Raw genomic sequence first — 22,205 nt, 5'->3', positions numbered from 1 at the left:
TCGGACCGGATGCCCCGGAATAGACGAAGCCCCTGGCGCAATAGCGCAAGGGGCTCTTGCACAAAGATGCTACCCGAGGAAGCGAGGCAGGACCGAGGTGGCGACCTTCGCGACGTCCGATCAGCTGCTTGTGATCATCGATCCGGCGGCACGGCTGGCGGACGGGGAGTCCGTACGAATCGCGAAAGACGTGCTCAGCGCGGGTGCGACCACCAAAGTGTGTCTGCCGGACGGGCCCGAGGAATTTGCTCGGGCACTCGGCCGGCGAGGGTCCCGGCGCCCGGTCGTGGTCGGCGACGACCGGGCGCTGGTCCGCGCGGTGACCCTGCTGCACCGGCACCGGGAGCTGGCCGGATGCGGCCTGTCGGTGGTGCCGGTCGGCGGCGCGGCCCTGGCGGAGTCCCTCGGCGTGCCGGCCGGTGCGGTGGCGGCGGCCCGGGCCGTGCTCGACGGGGCGGAGCGGCGCCTTGACCTGCTGGTGGACGACAGCGACGGGGTGGTCCTCGGCGCACTGGGCATCCCGCCGGCGCCGGTGCGGGGGGCCATCGCCGAACCGGTGAGCGTCCCCGCGGGGCGCCCCTGGCTGCGCACGACGTACCGCTCCCTGGTCCGCACGCTGGCCCCCCGTCCCACCCGCCTGCCGGCCGTACCGGCCCCCGGGCCCTCCCGGCTGCGGGTGGAGATCGACGGCGAGACGCTCGTGGACCTGGACCAGCCGGTGGAGGCGGTGTCGGTGACGCCGGGTTCTCGCGGGGTGGCCGAGGTCGAGGTGCGGCCGCTGTCGGTGGGCGCCGAGGCGACCCCCCTGCGGGCCTCCGGCCACTCCGTGACAGTGGTCGGGGCGGACTTCCGGTACCGGGCGGACGCCCTGGTCTCGGGGCCCGTACGGCGCCGGACATGGACCGTGCGCGAGGCCGCCTGGGCGCTGACGTTGCCCGTGCACGCGTGACCGCACCGAGCCCCTAAAGGTCTGGTGACAAATATTTAACCGTGCCGACCCCTTGAGGGACCGGTTCTTCCTCCACCATCCTGCTCCATCAAGGCGCGGTGCGTCCGCGCGTGACGGTCAGGAAGGGGCCACCCGATGGCAGTGGACGAGGGCGTCGCCCCGGCGGCGGAGACGGATGGCGACGGGGCGGTTCATCGGCTGAAACCCAACGCCGTCGGCCTGCTCGGTGTGGTGTTCATGGCCGTCGCCACGGCTGCGCCGATCACCGCGATGACCGGCAACGTGCCCTTCATGGTGTCCTCCGGCAATGGCATCGGGGCACCTGCGAGCTATCTCGTCGCAATGGTCGTACTGGCAATCTTTTCCGTGGGTTTCACGTCCATGGCGAAGCACATCACGTCCACCGGCGCCTTCTACGGCTTCATCTCCTACGGCCTCGGCCGCACCGTCGGCCTCGCCTCGGGACTGCTCGCGACCTTCGCGTACGTCGTCTTCGAGCCCGCGCTGATCGGGATCTTCTCCACCTTCGCCACGAACACCCTCAAGGACCAGACGGGCCTGCACATCCCGTGGTGGGCCTTCGCGGTCCTGATGCTCGTCATCAATGCGACCGGCACCTGGTTCGGGGTGAGCGTCGCCGAGAAGCTGCTGGTGGTACTGCTGGCGACGGAGGTGACGGTGCTGGCCGCGATGGCCGTCTCGGTCGCCTTCCACGGCGGTGGGCCGCACGGGTTCACCTTCGCGCCGGTCAACCCCGTCAACGCCTTCAAGGGCACGTCCGCCGGGCTCGGGCTCTTCTTCGCCTTCTGGTCGTGGGTCGGCTTCGAGTCGACCGCGATGTACGGCGAGGAGTCGCGCGACCCGAAGAAGATCATCCCCAAGGCGACGATGATCAGCGTCCTGGGCGTCGGCGTCTTCTACGTCTTCGTCTCCTGGATGGCCGTCACCGGCAACGGCGAGGCCGCGGCCGTGCATGCGGCCTCCTCCGCCGATCCGCTCGCCCTGTTCTTCGACCCGACCGAGCGCTACGTCGGCCACTGGGCGGTCGTCGTCATGCAGTGGCTGATGATCACGGGCTCACTGGCCTGCGGCATGGCCTTCCACAACTGCGCGGCCCGCTATCTGTACGCGCTGGGCCGGGAGGGCGTGCTGCCGTCGCTGAAGAACACCATCGGCCGCACCCATGTCCGGCACGGCTCCCCGCACATCGCGGGTCTGGTGCAGACGATCGTCAGCGCGGTGCTGATCGGCGCCTTCTGGGCCGCCGGCAAGGACCCGTACACCGGCACGTACGTCCTGCTCGCCATCCTCGGCACCATGGCGATCCTGGTCGTCCAGGCCGTGTGCTCCTTCGCGGTGCTGGTGTACTTCCGCTCCCACCACCCCGAGAGCCGCCACTGGTTCCGCACCTTCGCCGCACCGCTCGCCGGGGGCGTCGCGATGCTCGCCGTGGTCGTGCTGCTGGTGTCCAACATGGGCGCGGCGGCCGGCCCGGAGTCCGGGTCACTGGTGCTGAAGGCGACGCCGTGGCTGGTGGCCCTGGTCGCGGGGACCGGCATCGGCTGCGCGCAGTACCTCAAGCGGCGCTCGCCCGAGCGGTACGCGCTGCTGGGGCGGACGGTGCTGGAGGAGACGAAGGAACGCTAGGTCCTGTCCGGCGGCTCAGCCCCTCGGGCCCGACCCGGCGGACATGCCCCGGACGTCAGCGGGCGTACTTCTGCTCCCGGTACGCCCGCCAGCGCTCCATGATCTCGGCCACGTCCCGCTCGATGAACTCGAAGAAGTCCAGGGTCTCGGCCAGCCTGCGCCCGGCCGGTGTGTCGGCGCCCAGGCCGGCCACGCCGTCGCGCAGGGCGTCCTCCCAGCGCTTGATGATCGCCTCACGGCTGGTGAGCGCCTCGTACCACTGGTCGCTGTGCACCCGGTAGCGCTCCCGGCGCGAGCCGGGCTCCCGCTCCCGCGACACCAGGTGGACCTGCGCGAGATAGCGCACGGCGCCGGAGACGGCCGCGGGGCTGATCTGCAGCTGCCCGCCCAGGTCGGCCGAGGTCAGGGTGCCGGTGTCGGAGGCGAGCAGCGCGGCGAAGACCCGGGCCGGCATCCGCGGCACACCTGCCTCGACGAGCTGTGCCGCGAAGTGCTCCACGAATCGCGAGACCGACTCCGGGTCCCTCTCAGTACTCGACTCCGTCATGTCCCTCACCCTATCCGGGATTCATGCACTTCCTTAACTTCACAAATTTCTGAAAGAAGCGTACGTTCAGAACCATGACCAAGGCAATCACGGTCTCCGGACTCCACAAGTCCTTCGGCCGTACGCACGCGCTGGACGGTCTCGACCTGGACGTCGAAGCCGGTGAGGTACACGGCTTCCTCGGGCCCAACGGCGCCGGCAAGTCGACCACCATTCGCATCCTGCTCGGCCTGCTGCGGGCCGACGCGGGCGCCGCACAGGTCCTGGGCCGCGACCCGTGGACGGACGCCGTGGAGGTGCACCGCCGGATCGCCTACGTCCCCGGCGACGTGACCCTGTGGCGCAACCTCTCCGGCGGCGAGGTCATCGACCTCTACGGCCGGCTGCGCGGAGGCCTCGACGCCGGGCGCCGGGCGGAGCTGACCGAGCGCTTCGAGCTGGACCCCACCAAGAAGGGCCGCACCTACTCCAAGGGCAACCGGCAGAAGGTCGCCCTGGTCGCCGCCTTCGCCTCCGACGTGGACCTGCTCATCCTGGACGAGCCGACCTCGGGCCTGGACCCGCTGATGGAGGAGGTCTTCCAGCGCTGTGTCGAGGAGGAGCGGGACCGGGGCCGTACGGTCCTGCTCTCCTCGCACATCCTGAGCGAGGTCGAGGAGCTCTGCGACCGGGTGAGCATCATCCGGGCCGGCCGCACGGTCGAGAGCGGTTCGCTGGCCGAGCTGCGCCATCTCACCCGCACCAGTGTCACCGCCGAACTCGCGGGACCGCCCAACGGGCTGGCCCGGCTCCCCGGCGTCCACGACCTGGACATCCAGGGGCGTCGCGTCCGCCTCCAGGTCGACACCGACCGGCTGGACGGCGTCCTGCGGCAACTGAGCGAGTCGGGCGTACGGTCCCTGACCTCGACACCGCCCACGCTGGAGGAACTGTTCCTGCGGCACTACCAGGACGAGAACGCCGAGGTGTCGCGATGACCACGCCGGCGCTCCGCACGCCGGGCGGCTCCCGCCAACTGGCCGGCACCCTCACCCTGTTGCGTTTCGCCCTGCGCCGCGACCGGGTCATGATCCCGGTCTTCGTCGCGGTGAACGCCCTCATGATCCTCTCCATGCCGAACACGTTGAAGAACCTGTACGGCACCACGGCCGAACGCGCCGACCTGGTCCACCAGTTGGAGACCAACGCCTCGTTCCGGGCCCTGATCGGACCGGTCTTCGACACCTCCATCGGCGCGCTGACCGCCTGGCGCGTGGGGGTCTACGCCGCCGCGCTCGCGGCCGCGATGAGCCTGCTCGTCGTCGTACGGCACACCCGGGACGAGGAGGAGAGCGGCCGGCAGGAGCTGGTGGCGTCGGGGATGGTGGGCCGCCGGGCCTCCCTCACGGCGGCGCTGCTGGCGGCGGCCGTCGCCAACGCCCTGCTGGCGCTGCTGGTCACGGCCGGTCTGGCCGGGCAGGGAGCGTCGGGTGCGCTGGCCTTCGGCCTCGGCCTCGCGGGCGTCGGCATGGTCTTCGCCACGATGGCGGCGATCGTCGCCCAGCTGACGGAGAGCGCCCGGCTCGCCCGGGGCCTGACGGCCGCGGTCCTCGGGGCCGCGTTCGTACTGCGCGCGGCGGGCGACGCGGCCACGGACGGGGGCACCTCCCAGGCTTCCGGCACCGGGGCAGCCTCGTCGGTACTGACCTGGCTGTCGCCGCTGGGCTGGCTGGAGAACCTGCGGTCCTTCGCGGACGAACGCTGGTGGGTGCTGGTCCTGTTCGCGGCGGCGGTACTGATCCAGGGCGCGGTGGCCTACCGGCTGGCCGGGCGCCGGGACATCGGCATGAGCTTCCTGCCCACCCGCCCCGGCCCGGCCGCCGGCCGCCTCGCCACGGCGGGCGCACTGGCCTGGCGGCTGCAACGCGGCAGCGTCCTCGGCTGGTCGATCGGCTTCTTCCTCGCCGGGGTCGTCTACGGCGGGCTCGCGGACGGCGCGGCCGGCCTGGTCGGCGACAACGACAACGCGCGGAAGATCGTCGAGCGGATGGGCGGGCAGAGCGGCCTCACGGACGCGTTCCTGGCGTCGATGGTCGGCATGCTGGGCCTGATCGCGGCCCTGTACGTCGTGGCCTCGGTGCTGCGCCTGCACGGGGAGGAGACCTCCGGCCGCGCCGAACCGGTGCTGGCCTGCGCGGTCGGCCGCCTCCGCTGGGCCGCGAGCCATCTGACGATCGCCTTCGGCGGCTCGGCCCTGATCATGCTCCTGGCAGGCCTGGGCTTCGCCGTCGGCTACGGCAAGGAGGTCGCGCCGATCCTGGGCGCCTGCCTGGTGCAGCTCCCGGCGGTGTGGGTGATCGGCGGCCTGACGGTCCTGTTGTACGGGCCGGCCCCCCGCCTGGCTCCGGCCGCCTGGGGCATCGCCGTGGCGGTCCTGCTGATCGGCTGGGTCGGCCCGGCCCTGGACGCACCGCAACTCGTCCTGGACCTCTCCCCGTTCGGCCACCTGCCGAAGCTGCCGGGCGGGCGGATGGAACGGGCGCCGGTGCTGGTCCTCGCGGGGCTGGCGGCGCTGCTGACGGCTGTCGGCCTGGCGGGGCTGCGGAGGCGGGACCTGACCACCTGATTGCGACCGCCATCAGCACGCCGTCGGGGTCCGCCCGGCCGGCCGCCGGTGGCAACCACCCGGAATCATCCGGTGATCGCCCGAGCGGCTGATCACCCCACCTCGACGCTCAACCCCTCCAACCCCCGGATCACGAAGTTCGGCTTCCGTTCCGGGGCCGCCGCCAGGGCCAGGGCCGGGGCCTGTTCCAGGAGGGCCGTCATCGAGGCCGCCAGTTCGATGCGGGCCAGCGGCGCCCCGATGCAGTAGTGGATGCCCGCGCTGAAGGAGATGTGCGGGTTGTCCTCGCGGGTGAGGTCGAGTTCCCCGGGGGCCCGGAAGACCTCCGGGTCGTGGTTGGCGGAGCCGAAGAGCATGGCGATCTCCGCGCCCCTCGGGATCGTCGTGCCGTCGATCTCGATGTCGTCCAGGACCCAGCGCTCGAAGAGCTGGAGCGGGGTGTCGTAGCGCATCAGCTCCTCGATCGCCGAGGGGACCAGGGAGTGGTCGGCGCGGAGAGCCGCCAGCTGGGCCGGGTTGCGGAACAGGGCCCACCAGCCGTTCACCGTGGCGTTGACCGTGGCCTCGTGACCGGCGTTGAGCAGCAGCACCGCCGTGGAGATCATCTCCTGCTCGGTCAGCCGGTCGCCCTCGTCGTGGGCCGCGATCAGGCCGGAGATCAGGTCCTCCCCCGGCTCCTTGCGGCGGGCCGCGATCAGCTCCAGCAGGTACTCCGAGAACTCGACCGACGCCCGGACCGCCCGTGCCGCCGTGTCCTGCGACGGGTTCAGCTCGTACATCCCGCAGATGTCCGCCGACCACGGACGGAGCTGGGCGCGGTCCGGCTCCGGGATGCCGAGCATCTCGGCGATCACCGCCACCGGCAGCGGTTCCGCCACCTCCGCGAGCAGATCACCGCCGCCCGCCCCGACCAGCTTCGCCACCAGCTCGTTCGCCAGGCCGTGCACATACGGCTTCAGCCGTTCCACCGTGCGCGGGGTGAACGCCTTCGACACCAGCCGCCGGATCCGGGTGTGGTCCGGTGGCTCCAGGTCGAGCATGCCGTGGTCGTTGAGCACATGGAACGGCTCGTGCTCCGGCGGGGGCGCCGTCCGGCCGAAGTCGTCGTGCGTGAACCGGTGCTGGTAGGTCCGGCCGAGACGGCGGTCCCGCAGCAGCGCCGAGACATCCGCATGGTGCGGGACCAGCCACTGGTCGGTCGGCTCGTACCGGATCACCCGGCCGCGTGCCCGCAGCTCGGCGTAGGCCGGGTACGGGTCGGCGAGGAACGCGGGGTCCCAGGGGTCGAAAGCGAGGTCCGAAGCAGCTGCCATGCACGGACGCTAGCCCGGCTCACCCCGGTGTGACCAGCCTCGCCTCGTACGCGAACACCGCCGCCTGCGTACGGTCCCTGAGCCCCAGCTTCACCAGGATCCGGCTCACATGGGTCTTGATCGTCGACTCCGCCACCACCAGCCGCTCGGCGATCTCGGAGTTCGACAGGCCCTGCGCGATCAGGACCAGCACCTCCGTCTCCCGCTCCGTCAGCTCCCCGTACGCCGCCTGTGCCGCCGGCATCATGCGCGGTGACTCCGACAGCCGCGAGAACTCCGTGATCAGCCGCTTGGTCACCGACGGGGCGAGCAACGCCTCCCCGGACGCCACCACCCGCACCCCGTCCGCCAGCTGCCGCGCCGAGGCGTCCTTCAGCAGGAACCCGGAAGCCCCCGCACGCAGCGCCTGGTACACGTACTCGTCCAGGTCGAACGTGGTCAGCACCAGCACCTTCGCCGCCCCGTCCGCCGCGACGATCTCCCGCGTGGCCTCGATGCCGTTCAGCTCCGGCATGCGGATGTCCATCAGCACCACGTCCGGGGCGAGTTCCCGCACCCGCTCGACCGCCTGGCGGCCGTTGACGGCCTCGCCGACGACCTCGATGTCCGGCATCGCGTTCAGCAGGACCGAGAAGCCCTCGCGCACCATCATCTGGTCGTCCGCGATCAGTACGCGGATCGTCATGCCTCACCCTCGATCGCGATGTCCACGGGCACCGGCAGGAACACCGTCACCTCATAGCCTCCGTCGGCCGCCGGGCCCGCCGTCATCTCTCCGCTCAGCATCGCGACGCGCTCCCGCATCCCCGTGATGCCGTGCCCCGCGCCCGGGGAGGGCTTCAGCAGGGCCGACGCGGGCGGCGCGCCGTTGACTATGCGCAGGCCCAGGCCACCGAGAACGTACCCGATCTCGACCCGTGCGCCCGCCCCCGGAGCGTGCCGCAGCGTGTTGCTCAGCGCCTCCTGCACGATCCGGTACGCCGACAGCTCCACCCCCTGCGGCAGTTCGCGCACCGCGCCGGTCACCGTCTTCTCCACCTCCAGACCGGTCTCCCGCACATTGGCGAGCAGTCCGTCCAGGTCGGCGAGGGTGGGCTGCGGGGCGTCCGGCGCCTCGTAGTCCTCCGCGCGGACCACTCCCAGCACCCGGCGCAGCTCGGTCAGGGCCGCCACCGCGTTCTCCCGGATGGTGGCGAAGGCCTTCTCCAGCTCCGGCGGCGGGTTCTCCACCCGGTAGGGCGCGGCCTCCGCCTGGATGGCGACCACCGACATGTGATGGGCGACCACGTCGTGCAGCTCGCGGGCGATGGTCGTGCGCTCCTCCAGCAGGGTGCGCCGCGAACGCTCCACCGCCGTCACCGTCTGCTGCGCGGACACCTCCTGCGCGGCCTCGCGGCGGATGTGCCGGACGGTGACGATCAGCAGGAGCAGCGCGGAGACCACGAGCATCGGGCCGACGTTGGTGTTGTAGTGGCCCGAGCCGAGGACGTTCTCGGCGAGGAAGCCGTAGACCGCGGTCAGCGCCCACATCCAGGCCGCCGCGCGCGGGCGGGTGCGCAGCGCGACGACCGTGAGCACCACCAGATGGGACAGGAAGCTGCCCGGCAGCCACGGCCAGTCGCTCCAGCCGTCCGCCCCGCCGATGACCGCGCAGGCCGTGGACGCGGCGAGCGAGAACCAGAACGCCCCCACCGGACGCGCCAGGGTCAGCAGCACCGGGACGAGCGCCAGCAGCGCGCACAGCGCGGCCGGCAGTCCGGGGTACCCGCTCGCCAGGGCGAACAGCATCGCCACCAGGCCGAGGGCGGCCACCGTCGCGTGCGGTGTCCACGCCGCGTAGTCCTTGATGCGACCGGACCGACGGGCGAGCCTGCCGTCGGCGTCCCTGCGGGGCAGCGGACGGTAGGCGAAGGCGTCGTGGAACAGGTCCTGCCGCAGCCCGCGCAAGGCGTCAGCGGCGAGCCGGAACTCGGGGCTGCGCGGCCTCGCGGCTCCGCCCGGCGGTGTCGTCTGCGTGTGCGTCGTCTCGGTCACAGGCAAAACGGTAGGCCCCGCCGGGGCCGCGGTCGTCCCCTCGTAGAAGGGTCCTCGGGAATCCCCCTCAGGTACTACGGGTACGGGAAGGGCCGGGTACGGGAAAGGTCGGGGTCAACGGCCGCCGGGGCGTACCAGGCCGGACTCGTAGGCGAAGATCGCCGCCTGGGTGCGGTCGCGCAGGCCCAGCTTCACCAGGATCCGGCCCACATGCGTCTTCACCGTCTGCTCGGCCACCACCAGCCGCTCGGCGATCTCCGCGTTCGACAGGCCCTGCGCGATCAGCGCCAGCACCTCCGTCTCCCGCTCCGTCAGATCGCCCACGCGCTGCTTGAGCGGGGCCCGCGGAGAGCCGTCCATACGGGAGAACTCGGCGATCAGACGGCGGGTGATGCCCGGGGCGAGCAGCGCGTCCCCGGCCGCCACCACCCGCACCGCCTCGGCGAGCTGGTCCGCCGAGGCGTCCTTGAGCAGGAACCCGGAGGCCCCCGCGCGCAGCGCGTCGTACACGTACTCGTCCAGGTCGAAGGTGGTGAGGACCAGGACCTTGATGCCCGGGTGGTCGACAGTGATGCGGCCGGTCGCCTCGATGCCGCCGAGTTCGGGCATCCGGATGTCCATCAGGACCACGTCCGGGGTCAGCTCGGCGACCTTGGCGATCGCGTCCAGGCCGTCCACCGCCTGCCCGATCACGTCGATGTCGGGCTTGGTGTTGAGCAGCACGGTGAAGCCCTGTCGGACCATCTGCTGGTCGTCGGCGATGAGTACGCGGATGGTGCCGGCGCCGCTCGTCATGGGGTCGGTTCTCCTGTCGGGGACTCAGGGTGGTCCGGGTCGTCGGGCAGGGGCGGGAAGATGAACTCGGGGCGGGGCAGGTGCGGGGGCTCGGGCCGGGGCGGAAGGGGTGTGCCCGTCTTCGGGAGGAAGGCCCTCACCATGAAGCCGCCGCGCAGGGTCGGGGCCGCCGTGACCTTCCCGCCGAGCATCGCCGCGCGCTCCCGCATGCCCAGCAGGCCGTGACCCGTGCCCGGGGAGGGCTGGACCGGTTGGCGGGGCCGGGAGTTGACCACGCACAGGACTATGCCGTCGGAGAGGTGATCGACTTCCACCCGGACCGTCGAACCCGGGGCGTGCCGCAGGGCGTTGCTCAGCCCCTCCTGGACGATCCTGTACGCCGACAGCTCCACGCCGGGCGGATAGCCGCGGGGCTCTCCGCGCAAGGCGGTGCTCACGTCCAGACCGGCCGCCCGGGTGTTCTCGATCAGGGCGTCCAGTCGGGCGAGGTTCGGCTGCGGGGCGTCGGGGGCGGGGCCCGCCCCGGGGGCGGCCAGCCGGTACGGGTCCTCGGCGGCCTCCGGGTCGTCGGGGAACTCGGAGCGCAGCACGCCGAGGACGCGGCGCAGCTCGGTCAGGGCCTCCAGCGCGTTGCCGCGGATCCCCGCGAGGTTCTCCTTCAGTTCCTCCGAGGGGTTCTCCACCAGGTGGGGGGCCACCTGGGCCTGGATGGAGATCACCGACATGTGGTGGGCGACCACGTCGTGCAGCTCGCGGGCGATACGGCTGCGCTCCTCCAGGAGGGTGCGGCGGGCTCGCTCCTCGGCGGTGATCGTCGTCTGCTGGATCAGCTGGCTGCGGGCCTCGCTGCGGCCGCGCAGGGCCGAGCCGATGAGGACCGCTACGGAGAACAGGGCGACGGCCATGACGCCCGTCGAGGAGTAGCGCTGCGCGCCGATGGGGCCCTGCAGGACGTAGGTCGCCAGGGTCGTGACGAGCAGTGCGGTCAGGGCGCCGCCGAGGCGGACGCGCAGGGCGAGGAGCAGGAGGACCACCATGTGCGGGAGCAGAGTGGGGGTGGTCCAGGGCCAGTTGGGGCCGGCGGAATGGACCGACTCCAGGTGCGGGCGGGCCAGCAGCGCGGTGAGGACCGCGGCGGACAGGGAGACGGCCAGGGCGGGCAGCGGGCGCCACAGCGCCAGGACCATGGCGCCGGCCTGGAGGAAGGCGGCGAGGAAGGCCACGGATGTGGTGAGGCCGTAGCTCTCGGACAGTTCCGTTCCCCCGCCGAGGGCCACGGCGAGGCCCGCGTAGCCGGTGAACAGATAGGTGAAGAGGCGGAGCCAGCGGTACTTGGAGAAGGGGGGTGACTGGGGGGAGGGGTTTTCGCCGAGCCAGCTGCGGACGCGTGACCTACGGGGTGCGGGGACGGGTGCGGGTGCTTCTTTGCCGGGTACGTCCCTGCCGAGTACGGGTACGGGTATCGGTGCGGGTGGCCCCTGTGGGGCGAATTCGCCGTCGGCGGCCGCGGGTGTCACCTGGTCAACTTTAGGCATGGTGCTCGGCCTTTGCTCGGGGCGAGTGGCCGCGGACCAGCCGGGACGGGCGGTTACGAGGGCGGCGGGGGCCCTGTTCGTGGTGCCGGAAGGCCGTCCAGAACAGGACCAGCGCCAGGGCGAAGAGGGGGAGCCAGGACAGCCGGGCCGCCACCCAGTCCAGGGAGTCGGGCCGGGTGTGCAGGCCCGGCAGGTGGCCGGCCGGGAGGGCGGTCGCCGTCGTCACCATCAGGGCCGTCTGGTGCCAGAGGAAGATCGTCATCGCCGAGAGGTTCGTCAGGGTGATGACCGACCAGACCAGAGGGCGGGTCGTCGCCCGCTGCAGGCGGCCGCGGAGGAGCAGCGCCAGACCGCACTGGGCCAGGCCGAAGGTGACGGCCGCCAGCGTCGGGGGGTTCAGGTTGGAGACGGCCGTGCCCGGGACGCCGACCATGGATGCCGGGTAGCCGGCGCAAAGGACGAGGGCCGCCGTGGCCGCCGTACCGGCTGTGAGCAGGACCCAGGCCGCTCGGCGGCTCTCCAGCTCGCCTCGGGTCCAGGCCGCACCCAGGGTGTAGGGGACCATCCAGCCCGCCGCCAGGTTCACCCAGCCGAGCCAGGAGGGGCCCATGTGCAGGCCGAAGCGCAGGACGTCCACGTGCAGCACGACCGCCAGCGGCCAGAGGGGGTTGAGGCGGGTGAGCACCGGGGTGGCCGCCGTCAGGGCGGCGAAGACCAGCAGGAACCACAGGGGCGACAGCGCGAGTTTGAGGAGGGTGTGGACGGTGGCCAGGGGGGCGCCGGTGAGGAGCAGGGACACTGCGGCCACGGCCCACAGGATCAGCAGGGCAACCACCGGTCGCAGGAGGCGGGAGAGGCGGGTGCGCAGCCATTGCGGGTACGACAGACCGCGGTCGCGTGCCGAGGCCAGGCCGCGGGTCGCCACATGTCCGCCCACCAGGAAGAACACCGCCAGGGTCTGGAAGACCCAGGAGATCGGGGCCAGCCAGGGCAAATGCTGCAGCGGGCTCGCCGTGTGCAGGCCGCCGTCCTGGGCGACCAGGGCAGTGACCAGCCAGTGGCCCAGGACCACACCGAGGATCGCGAGGGCCCGCAGGGCGTCGACCGCGCGGTCCCGGGAGGCGGGGGTGGCGGCGTCCACGCGGTGGGCGCCCTGACGGATCGTGTGCAGCGCGCGGCGCGGAGCGCTCAGGGACGGCTCAGCCACGGGTCACCTCCGAGGTCTCGCCGAGGGTGATCCGGGACAGGTTGGCGAGGGAGACCGAGCCCGGGGTGAAGTAGCCGCTGTGGTCGGCGCCGGCCGCCTCGAAGACGCTGGCGCCGAAGGCGCGGGAAACCGGGTCGGTGCCGAAGCCGACGGTGGTGATCAGGAGGTCGGCGCGGATGTGGGGCACGTGGGCCACCCAGTCCCTGCTGCCGCGCGCCGCCCAGACACGGGCACGGGTGTGCAGGCCGGCCACGGTGTCCGCACCCGTGCCGGGGCTGCCGAGCAGCACCATGCCGTCGACGTCCAGGCCGGGGGCGGCCCGGCCGCAGACCACCGAGCCGTAGGAGTGGCAGAGGACGGAGATACGGGCGCGGGTGGGGGCGAGTGTGCGCAACTCCCGTACGAGGGAACGCAGACGGGGAGCGGCCCGGTCGGCTCGGGTCGCGGTCGTGACCGTGGTGCTGACCGTGCCCGGGGTCGGGTAGCCGAGCCAGGCGACGACCGCCGTGCGGGTGCCGTTCCTCGTGCGGTGGCCCAGGTCCTTGTACAGGGCCGCCGCGGTCCTGTGGAAGCGGGTGTACGTGTCCAGGGAGGTGTCGGAGCCGGGGACCAGGACGGCTATGCGGTCGGCGTGGAGCAGGTCGCCGAGGACCTCGGTGGCCCGGCCTGCGCCCCGGCCGTCGAAGCCGAGGAGGTTGGCGGCGGCCAGGGTCCGGTCGGCCGCGGCGCGGTGGGTGTCGCCGTGGGCGGCTGCCATGCGGGCGGCCTGTCCGGCGTTGGCCCGGTTGGCTTCGTAGGTCGAGGCGAGGGTGGCGGCGGTGGGCGGGGACAGCGTGGCAGGGGCGGGCGCGGGGATCTCGGGGTGCGCCGCGGCGGTCAGGGCGGCGACCGTGGCGGCGGCGAGGAGGATCTGACGCCACCAGGCCTTCGGCCGGGACTGCTGTCCCGCTCGCCCCGCCCGTACGGCTTTCGTGGTCGGGCGCGGGTGGCCCACGTGGGGCGGACGCGCTGTCGGCAGATGCGGGCTGTCGGTCCGTGGCGAAGGCGCCGTCGGCGGGCGCGAGGTGGTGTCGGTCCGCGGCGCTTGCCCCATGGGTGGCTTCCTTTCGGAGAGCCCGGCCATCGGGCTTGTCCTACAAGGAAGTTAGAAATCGCGGGGTGTCGTTCGCGTCCCGCCAGGGAGCTGTTCCGGTTCGTAGCTCTCAAGTACTACGGGTATGACCGGGTCGGTCACCACGCCAGCTGTGCGATCTCCTCCGCCACCACCGCGCACGCGTCCGCCGCCGGGTCGATCAGCGGGAAATGGCCGGCGTCCTCCAGCAGCGTCAGGCCGACCACCTCGCCCGCCTTCGCCGCCGCGTCCGCGTACGCCTCGGCCACCGCATACGGCACCACCACGTCCGTACGGCCCTGGACCACCGTCGTCGCGATGCCCGTCGGAAGGAGGAGCACGGGGTCGGCGTACGGCTGCCGTCCGGCGAACTTGTCCTGGCCGCCGAGGAATTGCAGGGCCGCGTTGCCGCAGACGTCCAGTTTCTCCGCCACTGCGAAATCCGCGATCGGGGCCAGCGCGACCACACCGCGCAAGGGGGCCGGGCGGTCCGTGCGCCAGGGCGCGTCGGCGGGCAGGACGTGGCGGGCCGCGCCCCACAGAGCGAGGTGACCGCCCGCCGAGTGACCGGTGAGGACCGTGCGGCCGGGATCGGCCTGCGGGAGCGCTTCGCGCAGGAAGGCGGGGAGTGCGTCGAGGGCGGCGGCCACGTCGTCCAGGGTGTCGGGCCAGCGGCCGGCCGGCGGGGTCGGGGCTCCGCCGCCGGTGTCGGACCCCGAGTTCTGGGCGGGGATCTGGGGCTCTCCCCCTCGCCGGTACTCCACGTTGGCCACGGCGAAGCCCCTGCGGGCCAGGTAGTCCGCGAAGGGGGTGATGTGACGGCGGTCGTAGCGGGCGCGCCAGGCTCCGCCGTGCAGGACGACGACCAGGGGGGCGAGGGCGGTGTCGGTCCGGGGGGCGTAGAAGTCGATCACCTGGTCGGGGTGGTCGCCGTAGGCGGCGGTGACATCGGGGTCGACCGGCGGGTGCGAGAAGGCCGACTCCTCTTCGGCGGCGGCGCGGGCTGCTGCGGCGTCGTCCGGCATGCTCCAACCTCTCAGCGACAGAACGGGTTTGGCGGACCGGGCGGGAATTCTTCGTCGGCCGTTGGCGGGGACGGTATCAGGCCGGTCATGTGCCGGGACATGGGGATGTCACGCAGGGTGAGGTCAAAAGGTTCTGTGCGGCGTTCGTGCTCGGCCGCAGGGACACCGAGGCACACCGAGGGACACCGAGGGGCGGGGCACCGTCGTACCCCGCCCCCTTTTTCTGTCTCTGTCGGGCTACCCGAGCACCTCCCCCAGCACCCGAGCCGCCCGCTCCGTGTCGGCGAAGCCGACGTACAGCGGGGTGAAGCCGAAGCGGAGGACGTCGGGGTGGCGGAAGTCGCCCACCACACCCCGGTCGATGAGCCGTTTCATCACGGTGCCCGCGTCGGCGCAGCGCAGGGCGATCTGGCTGCCCCGCTGTTCGTGGGGCCCGGGAGTCACGGACTCGACCCGGCCAGGCTCGGTGTACGCGGCGACGCACTCCAGGAAGAAGTCCGTCAGAGCCAGGGACTTGCTGCGGACCGCACCGACGGACACGCCGTCCCAGACCTCCAGGGCGGCCTCCAGGGCCAGCATGGAGAGGATGTCCGGGGTGCCGACGCGACCGCGCAGGGCGCCCGGTGCCGGGGCGTAGGACGGGCTCATGCCGAAGGGTTCGGCGTGGGAGTTCCAGCCGGGCAGGGGCGAGTCGAAGCGATCCTGCAGCGTGCTGCGCACATAGAGGTACGCCGGTGCGCCCGGGCCGCCGTTCAGGTACTTGTAGGTGCAGCCGACCGCCAGGTCGACCCCGTGCTCGTCCAGGCCCACGGGCAGCGCGCCCGCGCTGTGGCACAGGTCCCAGACCGCGAGGGCGCCCGAGGCGTGGATCGCGGCCGTCAGCGACGGCAGGTCGTGCAGCCGGCCGGTGCGGTAGTCGACGTGGTTCAGCAGCACCGCCGCGGTGCGGTCGCTCAGCGCCGCGGGCACCTGCGCGGGAGTGACCGCCCGCAGGGTGCGGCCGGTCAGGCGGGCCGCCGACTCGGCGATGTAACCGTCCGTGGGGAACGTCGTGGCGTCGACCAGGAGTTCGTCGCGGTGCTCGTCGGCCATCCGGATCGCGGCCACCAGTGCCTTGAAAACGTTGACGCTTGTCGAGTCGCCGACGACGATCTGCCCCGGTGCCGCGCCGACCAGCGGGGCGATGCGGTCGCCGATCCGCTCGGGCGCCGTCCACCAGCCGCTCTCGTCCCAGGAGCGGATGCGGAGCTCGCCCCACTGCCGGCGGACGACGTCCTCGACGCGGCCCGGCACGTTCGCCGGCAGGGCGCCGAGGGAGTTTCCGTCCAGATAGACGACGTCATCGAGGACGAAGCGGGAGCGCAGCGGGGCCAGTTCGTCCGCCGCGTCCAGCTTCTCCGCGCGCAGGGCCGGCTCAGACATGCGACCTCGCCGTCCACAGCTCGGGGAACACGTTCTTGCGGGCGCGCTTCTCCAGCCAGGCCACGCCCGCGGAGCCGCCCGTGCCGGACTTGGCGCCCATCGCGCGGCGGGTGGCGACCAGGTGGTCGTTGCGCCAGCGCCAGACCAGTTCCGCCACGTCGGACAGCGCCTCGCCGAGGCGGGCGAGTTCGGCGTTCTGATCGCCGGAGTAGATCTCCGCCCAGGCCGCCTCGACGGCGTCGGAGGTCTCGTAACGCTGGGCGACGTCCCGGTTCAGGACGGAGCCGGGGATCGCGTGACCGCGGCGCGCGAGGAGCCGTACGACCTCGTCGTACAGGCTCGGCTCGTGCAGGGCCTTCTCCAGTTCCGCGTGGACACGGGGGGCGCCGCGGTGCGGGACGAGCATGGACGCGGACTTCTCGCCGAGCAGGAACTCCATGCGGCGGTACATCGCCGACTGGAAGCCGGAGCCCTCGCCGAGAGCGCTGCGGTACGAGTTGAACTGTGCCGGGGTCAGCTGGCCGAGCGGCTTCCAGGAGGCGTTGAGGGCCTCCAGTTCCCGTACGGACCGCTTCAGGGCGGCGACGGCGACCGGGACGTCGTCCGAGCGGAGCGCCTTCGCGGCGGTCTCCCACTCGTGCACGACGACCGTGAACCACAGCTCCATGACCTGGGTCGTGACCAGGAAGACCATCTCTCCGGGATCGTCGGAGAGGGTGTGCTGGAGGTGGGTGAGCACATCCGCCTTGACGTAGTCCTCGTACGGCGTCGTACCGGCGAAGTCGAGATGCGGGGTCTCGGGCTCAGCGGCCTCGTGAGGGGGATGAGCCTGTTGGGACATCGCTGTCTCCTGTTTGTTACTCCGGGTAGCGGTCCGCCCCTGCCGATGCCGGCACGGGGGCCCCGGTCCCCAAGCGGAATCCTCCGCAATCCCATGGGATACGGCAAGGCCCGTCCGCTGCCAGACGGGCCACACCACCCCCGGGGGGTCAGCCCAGGGTCTGGGCCGCCGTCGGGGAGGAGTCCTTCAGGAACTGCGCGCAGCGCTCGTACTCCTCCTGCTCGCCGATCGACTGCGCGGCGCGGGCCAGGGCGTGCAGGGCGCGCAGGAAACCGCGGTTGGGCTCGTGCTCCCAGGGGACCGGGCCGTGGCCCTTCCAGCCGTTGCGGCGCAGGGCGTCCAGGCCGCGGTGGTAGCCCGTACGGGCGTAGGCGTACGACTCCACGACCGCACCCCGCTCGAACGCGTCGTCGGCCAGCTGGGCCCAGGCGAGGGAGGAGGTCGGGTACCTGGCGGCGACGTCCGCGGGGGCGGTGCCCTGGGCGAGCAGCTCGCGGGGCTCCGGGTCGTCGGGGAGGTGGGTGGGAGGCGGGCCGCCGAGGAGGTTCTCGTGAATCGTCATGAGTTCAGTCTGTCACTGGGGGGTTCGGCCGTCCGTCCCACGGCCCTCCAGCGGCGGAGCCGTCACACAGCCGTGGGTCCTGCACTCCGGGTGGCGGCAGTCCGGGGCCGGACGGCGCACCAGGGTGAAGGCGAGGACGGACCCGGCGACCAGGACCCCCGCGCAGATCGGCATCGCCCGGTCGAACGCCGCGTCGAAGGCGACCGCGGAGCGGTACGCCTCCGGTCCCATGCCCGCCAGCAGCGGAAGCGCGGCCACGGCGACCAGGCCCGCCGCTCGGGCCGCCGCGTTGTTGATGCCGCTGGCCAGGCCCGCCCGGGCGGTGTCGACGGAGGCGAGGACCGTGGCCGTCAGCGGGGCGACCAGGGTGACCATGCCGGTGCCCATCACGAGGACGGCCGGGAGGACGTCCGTCAGGTAGTCCGCGTCCTCGCCCACCCGGAGCATCAGCAGCATCGCCGCCGCGCACAGCAGGGGGCCGGCGGTCAGCGGCAGCCGGGGGCCCGTGTGGTCGGCCAGTGCGCCGGAGCGGGCCGAGAACAGCAGCATCAGGGCCGTCGAGGGGAGCAGGGCCGTACCGGCCTGCAGGGCGGAGTAGCCCGCCACCACCTGCAGCTGGAGCGCGGTGAGGAAGAAGTAGCCGCCGAAGGCCGCGTACACGCACAGCGTGACCAGGTTGACCGCCGTGAACTGGCGCGAGGCGAAGATGTCCGGCGGGAGCATCGGATCCGGGCGGTGCCTCTCGACCTGGACGAAGGCGACGGCCGCGGCCAGACCCGCGACCGCGCTCAGCGCCACGGTCAGGGAGCCGCTGCGGGCCTCGATCAGCGCATACGTCAGCAGGGCCAGCGCCAGGGCGCCCAGCGCCGCGCCGAGCACGTCGAAGCGGCCCCGGGCGCCGCTTCCCCCACTCGACTCGGGAACATGGCGCAGGGCGACGGGGACGCACATGAGGGCCAGCGGCACGTTGAGCAGGAACACCCAGCGCCAGCCCGGGCCGTCCACCAGCCAGCCGCCCAGGAACGGGCCGACGGCCGCGCCGATTCCGCCGAAGCCGGACCAGAGACCGACCGCCCGGCTCCGGTCGTCCGAGTGGAAGGAGGCCTGGATGAGGGCGAGGGAGCCGGGGGTGAGCAGCGCGCCGCCGACACCCTGGAGGGCACGGGCGGCGATGAGGATGCCGGGGGTGGGGGCGAGGCCGCAGAGCAGGGACGCGGCCGCGAACCAGACGACCCCCAGCACGAAGGTCCTGCGGCGGCCGTAGCGGTCCCCCAGCGAACCGCCCAGCAGGATCAGCCCGGCCAGCGTGACCATGTACGCGTTGACCGTCCACTGCAGGGCGGCGAGGCTCCCGCCGAGATCGCGGCCGATCGTCGGGAGCGCCACGTTCACGACGGTCGAGTCCAGCAGGACCATGCTGGAGCCGAGGACCGTGGTGAACAGGATCCACTTGCCCTGGGACGAGGCGATCCGGACATCGGGCATGGTCCCAGGTATACAGCGAGCCCGGCGCCAAAGGCAGGCGTCGGGCTCACCGGAGGTACCGCAGCGGGTTACTTGATCTTGTTGCCCGCCGAGCGCAGGTTCTGCGTGGCCTCCACGACGCGCTTGGCCATGGACGCCTCGGCCAGCTTGCCCCAGGTGCGCGGGTCGTAGGTCTTCTTGTCGCCGACCTCGCCGTCGACCTTCAGGACGCCGTCGTAGTTCCTGAACATGTGGTCGGCGACCGGACGGGTGAATGCGTACTGGGTGTCCGTGTCGAGGTTCATCTTCACGACGCCGTTCTCCAGCGCGGTCAGGATCTCCTGCTCGGTGGAGCCGGAGCCGCCGTGGAAGACGAAGTCGAACGGGGACTGCTTGCCGAACTTGGCGGCCACGCCGTCGTTCAGCTCCTTCAGCAGGTCGGGGCGGAGCACGACGTTGCCCGGCTTGTACACGCCGTGCACGTTGCCGAAGGAGGCGGCCAGCAGGTAGCGGCCCTTCTCGCCCAGGCCGAGGGCCTCGGCGGTGCGGATCGCGTCGTCGACCGTGGTGTACAGGGAGTCGTTGATCTCGTGGGAGACGCCGTCCTCCTCGCCACCGGTCGGGGTGATCTCGACCTCGAGGATGATGTTCGCCCGGCGGGCCTGCTCCAGCAGCTCCTGCGCGATGGCCAGGTTGTCGGCCAGGGTCTCGGCGGAGCCGTCCCACATGTGGGACTGGAACAGCGGGTTGCGGCCGGCCTTGACGCGCTCCTCGGAGATCGCGAGCAGCGGGCGTACGTACCCGTCGAGCTTGTCCTTCGGGCAGTGGTCCGTGTGCAGCGCGACGTTGACCGGGTACTTCTCGGCGACGATGTGCGCGAACTCGGCGAGCGCGACCGCGCCGCTCACCATGTCCTTGCTGTACTGGCCGCCGAGGAACTCGGCACCACCCGTCGAGATCTGGACGATGCCGTCGCTCTCCGCCTCCGCGAAGCCGCGCAGCGCCGCGTGCAGGGTCTGGGTCGAGGTGACGTTGATGGCCGGGTAGGCGAACTTGCCTGCCTTCGCCCGGTCGAGCATCTCGTTGTAGACCTCGGGGGTTGCGATGGGCATCTGTCCGCTCCTTGGGTGTGCGGGTTGGCGATCTGCGTACTACGGCCCTGACCTAGACCTTGGGGGCGACGTCATCGTCGTCCCCATCTTTCCAGACATGACGTGATGGTCGGCGCCCCGGCCAAGTCCAGGTCAAACCGGCGCGTCAGTCCAGACCCAGTTCATCCTTCGAGAAGGCGAACCGATACGGAACGCCCGCGCCGGCCTCGATCTTCTCGGCGGCGCCGGTCGCCCGGTCCACGATGGTCGCCACGGCGACGACCTCGGCGCCCGCCTCGCGCACGGCCTCGACGGCGGTGAGCGGCGAACCGCCGGTGGTGGAGGTGTCCTCGACGACGAGCACGCGCCGGCCCGCGATCTCCGGTCCCTCCACCCGCCGCTGCAGACCGTGCGCCTTCGCCGCCTTGCGTACGACGAAGGCGTCGAGCCTCCTGCCGCGCGCGGCGGCCGCGTGCAGCATGGCGGCCGCGACCGGGTCGGCGCCCATGGTCAGGCCGCCCACCGCGTCGAAGTCCAGATCCGCGGTCAGGTCCAGGAGCACCTGGCCGACCAGCGGGGCGGCCTCGCCGTCGAGGGTGATGCGGCGCAGGTCGACGTAGTAGTCGGCCTCCAGACCCGACGACAGGGTCACCTTGCCGTGCACCACGGCCTTGTCCTTGATCTGCTGCAGCAGCGCGCCTCGTACGTCCGTCATGCCGACCAGCCTAGGGCCTGCGCCAGCTCCAGGTGGTCGTGGCCTCCAGCGGCTCCAGCGGTGTGACCAGGCGAGGGAGGGTGTTCAGGCCGTTGGGCGGACCCGTCTGCGGCTCCACGCAGACCGCCTCCGCCTGCTCGTCGTAGACGACGACCCACTCCTCGCGGCTGGTCACCTTCAGCTCCAGCTGCCCGGGCCAGGTGAGGGTGACGTCGACGCCGCCGGGCATGCCGAAGCAGTCGTCCCAGGGGCCGGGCCGGGGGTCGACACGGTTGCCGGTGGGCAGGTGGTCGGCGCCGCGCTCCTCCTGCCAGGCGGGGGTGAAGTCCAGTCGGACGCCCTCGCCGGCCGCACCGTCCGCGCCCGTGAGGGTTCGGTGGAACCAGGGGTGCCAGCCGATCTGCGCCGGGAAGGAGTCGTCGTACGCCTCCACGGACATCGTCAGCGTCAGGCTGTCCTCGGCCAGCGTGACGACATGGGTGACGCGGCCACGGTACGGCCAGGGGTCGGCCAGGTCGTGCGTGATGACGGCCTCGCCGCCGGCCACCCGGGCGGTGCGCCAGGCGCCGTCGCGCGCGGTGCCGTGGATGGCGTGCGGCGGGGAGTTGAGGGGCATCTGACGCACGGTGGCGCCGTCCAGGAAGCGGCCCTCCCGGATCCGGCCGCACCAGGGCACCATCGGGAAGCAGCCGTAGCGCTCGCCCTGCCGCAGCAGCTCCACGCCGCCGATCCGGAGCCCACCGATGCGGCCGCCGTTGCCGGGTTGCACCGTCACTTCCGCGTCGCCCGCGGTCAGCGTGATGTCTTCGTTACTCACGGGACGACCCTACTGGGGCGATCAAGGGGGCGTGCGCCGTACGAGCGGTGCCAGGGTGGGGACATGAAGTACATGGTGCTGATGTACGCCGATCCCGCGGCGACCGAGGCCATGACCGCCGAGCAGCGCGCGGAGGTGTTCCGCAGGCACGAAGCGCTCCACCAGGACCTGGCGGACACCGGCGAGATGCTGAACGGCGCCGGGCTGGCCTTTCCGCGGGACACGGCCACCCTCCGGTGGGCCGGGGAGGGGTCGGTCGCGGCGGACGGGCCGCTGACGGACGCGACCGAGCAGCTGACCGCCTACTACGTGATCGAGTGCGCGAGCCCGGAGCGGGCGCGCGCCGTCGCCGAGCAAGTCCTCGACTTCCATGTCGTGGCGGTCGAGGTACGGCCGATCCACGACTGGTTCGGCATGGGCGATACGCCTTAGAACCCCTAACGAAATGATCTTCGAGGTGGTTGGATCACTCCGAGCTCGATGATTTGGGGGTGCGGGGTGGCTCGGCCGAAGCCGTGGGAAGTC

21 protein-coding genes are annotated in these 22,205 nt (G+C 72.1%); 5 read left to right on the top strand and 16 right to left on the bottom strand.

Annotated features, from left to right (window positions below):
- Positions 1-97 precede the first annotated feature (97 nt).
- Positions 98-949, top strand: coding sequence for a diacylglycerol kinase (locus tag ACIRU3_RS41285; RefSeq protein ID WP_404068258.1), 852 nt, complete (start codon positions 98-100; stop codon positions 947-949).
- A 135-nt stretch (positions 950-1,084) separates the two neighbouring features.
- Positions 1,085-2,596, top strand: coding sequence for an APC family permease (locus ACIRU3_RS41280; RefSeq protein WP_404068256.1), 1,512 nt, complete (start codon positions 1,085-1,087; stop codon positions 2,594-2,596).
- A 55-nt stretch (positions 2,597-2,651) separates the two neighbouring features.
- Here the strand turns inward: ACIRU3_RS41280 and ACIRU3_RS41275 are convergent, their stop codons facing one another.
- A complete protein-coding gene (locus ACIRU3_RS41275; protein WP_404068253.1) occupies positions 2,652-3,143 on the bottom strand; it encodes a GbsR/MarR family transcriptional regulator in 492 nt (163 codons plus the stop codon).
- A 74-nt stretch (positions 3,144-3,217) separates the two neighbouring features.
- On the opposite strand from ACIRU3_RS41275, the gene ACIRU3_RS41270 reads away from it, so the two are divergent.
- On the top strand, positions 3,218-4,120 hold the full coding sequence (locus tag ACIRU3_RS41270; RefSeq protein WP_404068250.1) for an ATP-binding cassette domain-containing protein: 903 nt from the start codon (positions 3,218-3,220) through the stop codon (positions 4,118-4,120).
- A complete protein-coding gene (locus tag ACIRU3_RS41265; protein WP_404068248.1) occupies positions 4,117-5,748 on the top strand; it encodes an ABC transporter permease in 1,632 nt (543 codons plus the stop codon). Before ACIRU3_RS41270 ends, ACIRU3_RS41265 begins: the two co-directional genes overlap by 4 nt.
- A gap of 92 nt (positions 5,749-5,840) precedes the next feature.
- Here the strand turns inward: ACIRU3_RS41265 and ACIRU3_RS41260 are convergent, their stop codons facing one another.
- From ACIRU3_RS41260 to ACIRU3_RS41190, 15 genes are all read right to left on the bottom strand, one after another.
- Complete coding sequence (locus ACIRU3_RS41260; RefSeq protein ID WP_404068245.1) at positions 5,841-7,061, bottom strand: cytochrome P450; 1,221 nt, start codon at positions 7,059-7,061, stop codon at positions 5,841-5,843.
- Between the two features lie 19 nt (positions 7,062-7,080).
- Positions 7,081-7,746: a response regulator gene (locus ACIRU3_RS41255; RefSeq protein WP_404068243.1), complete on the bottom strand. Its 666-nt coding sequence runs from the start codon at positions 7,744-7,746 to the stop codon at positions 7,081-7,083.
- On the bottom strand, positions 7,743-9,095 hold the full coding sequence (locus tag ACIRU3_RS41250) for a sensor histidine kinase (RefSeq protein WP_404068240.1): 1,353 nt from the start codon (positions 9,093-9,095) through the stop codon (positions 7,743-7,745). The genes ACIRU3_RS41255 and ACIRU3_RS41250 overlap by 4 nt, the downstream gene beginning before the upstream one ends.
- A 114-nt stretch (positions 9,096-9,209) precedes the next feature.
- Positions 9,210-9,890, bottom strand: a complete 681-nt coding sequence (locus ACIRU3_RS41245; RefSeq protein ID WP_404068237.1) for a response regulator — start codon at positions 9,888-9,890, stop codon at positions 9,210-9,212.
- The gene (locus ACIRU3_RS41240) at positions 9,887-11,407 is read right to left on the bottom strand and encodes a sensor histidine kinase (protein ID WP_404068234.1); all 1,521 of its coding nucleotides are present in this window, start codon (positions 11,405-11,407) and stop codon (positions 9,887-9,889) included. The genes ACIRU3_RS41245 and ACIRU3_RS41240 overlap by 4 nt, the downstream gene beginning before the upstream one ends.
- A gap of 10 nt (positions 11,408-11,417) precedes the next feature.
- Positions 11,418-12,632 (bottom strand): acyltransferase, encoded by a 1,215-nt coding sequence (locus tag ACIRU3_RS41235; RefSeq protein WP_404068231.1) that lies wholly within the window; start codon positions 12,630-12,632, stop codon positions 11,418-11,420.
- A complete protein-coding gene (locus ACIRU3_RS41230; protein ID WP_404068229.1) occupies positions 12,625-13,725 on the bottom strand; it encodes an alpha/beta hydrolase in 1,101 nt (366 codons plus the stop codon). Before ACIRU3_RS41230 ends, ACIRU3_RS41235 begins: the two co-directional genes overlap by 8 nt.
- Positions 13,726-13,862: 137 nt before the next feature.
- Positions 13,863-14,768: an alpha/beta hydrolase gene (locus ACIRU3_RS41225; RefSeq protein ID WP_404068227.1), complete on the bottom strand. Its 906-nt coding sequence runs from the start codon at positions 14,766-14,768 to the stop codon at positions 13,863-13,865.
- A 237-nt stretch (positions 14,769-15,005) separates the two neighbouring features.
- The gene (kynU, locus tag ACIRU3_RS41220) at positions 15,006-16,190 is read right to left on the bottom strand and encodes a kynureninase (protein WP_404068224.1); all 1,185 of its coding nucleotides are present in this window, start codon (positions 16,188-16,190) and stop codon (positions 15,006-15,008) included.
- Positions 16,183-17,031, bottom strand: a complete 849-nt coding sequence (locus tag ACIRU3_RS41215) for a tryptophan 2,3-dioxygenase family protein (RefSeq protein WP_404068221.1) — start codon at positions 17,029-17,031, stop codon at positions 16,183-16,185. Before ACIRU3_RS41215 ends, kynU begins: the two co-directional genes overlap by 8 nt.
- A gap of 148 nt (positions 17,032-17,179) precedes the next feature.
- The gene (locus ACIRU3_RS41210; protein ID WP_404068218.1) at positions 17,180-17,593 is read right to left on the bottom strand and encodes a DUF3151 domain-containing protein; all 414 of its coding nucleotides are present in this window, start codon (positions 17,591-17,593) and stop codon (positions 17,180-17,182) included.
- A gap of 12 nt (positions 17,594-17,605) precedes the next feature.
- Positions 17,606-19,078 (bottom strand): MFS transporter, encoded by a 1,473-nt coding sequence (locus ACIRU3_RS41205; RefSeq protein WP_404068215.1) that lies wholly within the window; start codon positions 19,076-19,078, stop codon positions 17,606-17,608.
- 68 nt (positions 19,079-19,146) lie between these two features.
- Complete coding sequence (fbaA, locus tag ACIRU3_RS41200) at positions 19,147-20,169, bottom strand: class II fructose-bisphosphate aldolase (RefSeq protein ID WP_404068213.1); 1,023 nt, start codon at positions 20,167-20,169, stop codon at positions 19,147-19,149.
- A 145-nt stretch (positions 20,170-20,314) separates the two neighbouring features.
- The gene (pyrE, locus tag ACIRU3_RS41195; protein ID WP_404068211.1) at positions 20,315-20,863 is read right to left on the bottom strand and encodes an orotate phosphoribosyltransferase; all 549 of its coding nucleotides are present in this window, start codon (positions 20,861-20,863) and stop codon (positions 20,315-20,317) included.
- Positions 20,864-20,873: 10 nt separating this feature from the next.
- Positions 20,874-21,680 (bottom strand): aldose 1-epimerase, encoded by an 807-nt coding sequence (locus ACIRU3_RS41190; protein ID WP_404068208.1) that lies wholly within the window; start codon positions 21,678-21,680, stop codon positions 20,874-20,876.
- Between the two features lie 63 nt (positions 21,681-21,743).
- On the opposite strand from ACIRU3_RS41190, the gene ACIRU3_RS41185 reads away from it, so the two are divergent.
- On the top strand, positions 21,744-22,112 hold the full coding sequence (locus ACIRU3_RS41185) for a YciI family protein (RefSeq protein ID WP_404068205.1): 369 nt from the start codon (positions 21,744-21,746) through the stop codon (positions 22,110-22,112).
- Positions 22,113-22,205 lie beyond the last annotated feature (93 nt).

Origin of the sequence: Streptomyces sp. NPDC101151 (assembly GCF_044768335.1) — a bacterium.
In the GTDB taxonomy this organism is placed as follows: Bacteria; Actinomycetota; Actinomycetes; order Streptomycetales; family Streptomycetaceae; genus Streptomyces.
Note: the sequence above shows the minus strand (reverse complement) of the source record. Positions and strands in the feature narration are given on the sequence as shown.

Excerpts from the sequence above, each read along its gene's own strand:
- ACIRU3_RS41280 (WP_404068256.1), top strand. The coding sequence starts at position 1,085 with ATGGCAGTGGACGAGGGCGTCGCCCCGGCGGCGGAGACGGATGGCGAC.
- ACIRU3_RS41275 (WP_404068253.1), bottom strand. The coding sequence starts at position 3,143 with ATGACGGAGTCGAGTACTGAGAGGGACCCGGAGTCGGTCTCGCGATTC.
- ACIRU3_RS41270 (WP_404068250.1), top strand. The coding sequence starts at position 3,218 with ATGACCAAGGCAATCACGGTCTCCGGACTCCACAAGTCCTTCGGCCGT.
- ACIRU3_RS41265 (WP_404068248.1), top strand. The coding sequence starts at position 4,117 with ATGACCACGCCGGCGCTCCGCACGCCGGGCGGCTCCCGCCAACTGGCC.
- ACIRU3_RS41260 (WP_404068245.1), bottom strand. The coding sequence starts at position 7,061 with ATGGCAGCTGCTTCGGACCTCGCTTTCGACCCCTGGGACCCCGCGTTC.
- ACIRU3_RS41255 (WP_404068243.1), bottom strand. The coding sequence starts at position 7,746 with ATGACGATCCGCGTACTGATCGCGGACGACCAGATGATGGTGCGCGAG.
- ACIRU3_RS41245 (WP_404068237.1), bottom strand. The coding sequence starts at position 9,890 with ATGACGAGCGGCGCCGGCACCATCCGCGTACTCATCGCCGACGACCAG.
- ACIRU3_RS41230 (WP_404068229.1), bottom strand. The coding sequence starts at position 13,725 with ATGGGGCAAGCGCCGCGGACCGACACCACCTCGCGCCCGCCGACGGCG.
- ACIRU3_RS41225 (WP_404068227.1), bottom strand. The coding sequence starts at position 14,768 with ATGCCGGACGACGCCGCAGCAGCCCGCGCCGCCGCCGAAGAGGAGTCG.
- kynU (WP_404068224.1), bottom strand. The coding sequence starts at position 16,190 with ATGTCTGAGCCGGCCCTGCGCGCGGAGAAGCTGGACGCGGCGGACGAA.
- ACIRU3_RS41215 (WP_404068221.1), bottom strand. The coding sequence starts at position 17,031 with ATGTCCCAACAGGCTCATCCCCCTCACGAGGCCGCTGAGCCCGAGACC.
- ACIRU3_RS41210 (WP_404068218.1), bottom strand. The coding sequence starts at position 17,593 with ATGACGATTCACGAGAACCTCCTCGGCGGCCCGCCTCCCACCCACCTC.
- ACIRU3_RS41205 (WP_404068215.1), bottom strand. The coding sequence starts at position 19,078 with ATGCCCGATGTCCGGATCGCCTCGTCCCAGGGCAAGTGGATCCTGTTC.
- fbaA (WP_404068213.1), bottom strand. The coding sequence starts at position 20,169 with ATGCCCATCGCAACCCCCGAGGTCTACAACGAGATGCTCGACCGGGCG.
- pyrE (WP_404068211.1), bottom strand. The coding sequence starts at position 20,863 with ATGACGGACGTACGAGGCGCGCTGCTGCAGCAGATCAAGGACAAGGCC.
- ACIRU3_RS41185 (WP_404068205.1), top strand. The coding sequence starts at position 21,744 with ATGAAGTACATGGTGCTGATGTACGCCGATCCCGCGGCGACCGAGGCC.